Annotated in this window: 1 protein-coding gene; it reads right to left on the bottom strand. The window is 71.5% G+C overall.

The window, feature by feature from the left end:
- Window positions 1-1,916: 1-deoxy-D-xylulose-5-phosphate synthase (gene dxs, locus VQ03_RS29705; RefSeq protein WP_048454536.1), on the bottom strand; the 1,916-nt coding region annotated here is incomplete at both ends.

Below are 1,916 nucleotides of genomic sequence, written 5' to 3' on the forward strand. Positions count from 1 at the left end.
CGGGCCGGCAGGGTGTCTTCGACGACCTTGACGATCGAGGGCGCGTCGAGCCCGGCTTCCGCGTACATCCGCTCCGGCGTGTCGTGGTCCTGGTAGCTGTCCGGCAGCGTCAGGGTCCGCACCCGCACCTTGCCCTCGTCCAGCGCACCGCGCGACGACAACAGGTGCAGCACCATCGCCCCGAAGCCGCCCACGGACCCCTCTTCCAGCGTCACCAGAACCTCGTGGCTCGACGCCAGGTCCAGGATCAGCGCCTCGTCCAGAGGCTTGGCGAACCGCGCATCCGCCACCGTCACGCCGATCCCCGCCGCCTCCAGGCGCTCCGCCGCCTTCAGCGCCTCCGCCAGACGCGTGCCCAGGCTCAAGAGCGCCACCCGCGCCCCCTCCGGCCGGCGGATCACCCGGCCCTTGCCGATCGCCAGCACCTCGCCCCGCTCCGGCAGCTCGACGCCGACGCCCTCGCCCCGCGGATAGCGGAACGCGATCGGTCCCGTGTCGTGCGCGTGGGCCGTCGCCACCATGTGCACCAGCTCGGCCTCGTCCGAGGCCGCCATCACCGTCATGTTCGGCAGGCAGCACAGGTAAGCCAGGTCGAAGGCGCCCGCATGCGTCGCCCCGTCCGCCCCCACCAGACCGGCCCGGTCGAGGGCGAAGCGCACGGGCAGGTTCTGCAACGCCACGTCGTGCACCAGCTGGTCGTAGCCGCGCTGCAGGAACGTCGAGTAGATCGCGCAGAACGGCTTGAACCCCTCCGTCGCCAGGCCCGCCGCGAAGGTCACCGCGTGCTGCTCGGCGATGCCGACGTCGAAGGTCCGCTCCGGATGCGCCTTGGAGAACAGGTCGACGCCGGTGCCCGAGGGCATCGCGGCGGTGATCGCCACCACCTTGTCGTCGGCATCCGCCGCCTTGATCAGGCTCTCGCCGAACACCCGCGTGTAGGCCGGCGCATTGGGCTTGGCCTTGGTCTGCTTGCCCGAGACCACATCGAACTTCACCACCGCGTGGCCGCGGTCGGCGGCGGCCTCGGCCGGTGCGTAGCCCTTGCCCTTCTGGGTCACGACATGGACCAGCACCGGGCCTTCCGGCGCGTCGCGCACGTTCTTGAGCACGGGCAGCAGGTGGTCGAGGTTGTGGCCGTCGATCGGGCCGACATAGTGGAAGCCGAGTTCCTCGAACATCGTGCCGCCGCCGGCCAGGATGCCGCGGGCATATTCCTCGGCCCGGGCCGCGGTGTCGTAGATCGCCTTCGGCAGCAGGCGGCCGAACTGCTTGGCGGTGTCGCGCAACGACCGGTAGGTGTCGCCCGAGACGAGGCGGGCGAGGTAGGACGACATGGCGCCGACGGGGGGCGCGATCGACATGTCGTTGTCGTTGAGGATGACGACGAGGCGCGACTTGAGCGCGCCGGCATTGTTCATCGCCTCGTAGGCCATGCCGGCCGAGATCGAGCCGTCGCCGATCACCGCGACCACGTTGCGGCGCGGCGGCGTCTCGCCGCGGGCGCGTGCCGCGGCGTCCGACAGGTCGCGGCCGATGGCCATGCCGAGGCCGGCGGAGATGGAGGTGGAGGAGTGGGCGGCGCCGAAGGGATCGTAGGGGCTCTCGGAGCGCTTGGTGAAGCCCGAGAGGCCGCCGCCCTGGCGCAGGGTGCGGATGCGGTCGCGGCGTCCGGTGAGGATCTTGTGGGGGTAGGCCTGGTGGCCGACATCCCAGATCAGGCGGTCGTCGGGAGTGTTGAAGACGTAGTGGAGGGCGACGGTGAGCTCGACGACGCCGAGGCCCGCGCCGAGATGGCCGCCGGTGACGGAGACGGCGTCGATGGTCTCGGCGCGCAGCTCCGCGGCGAGCTGGGCGAGATCGCTCTCGGGCAGCTGGCGAAGGTCCGCGGGCTCGCGGACGCGGTCGAGGAGGGGAAG

Source organism: Methylobacterium tarhaniae (assembly GCF_001043955.1).
In the GTDB taxonomy this organism is placed as follows: domain Bacteria; phylum Pseudomonadota; class Alphaproteobacteria; order Rhizobiales; family Beijerinckiaceae; genus Methylobacterium; species Methylobacterium tarhaniae.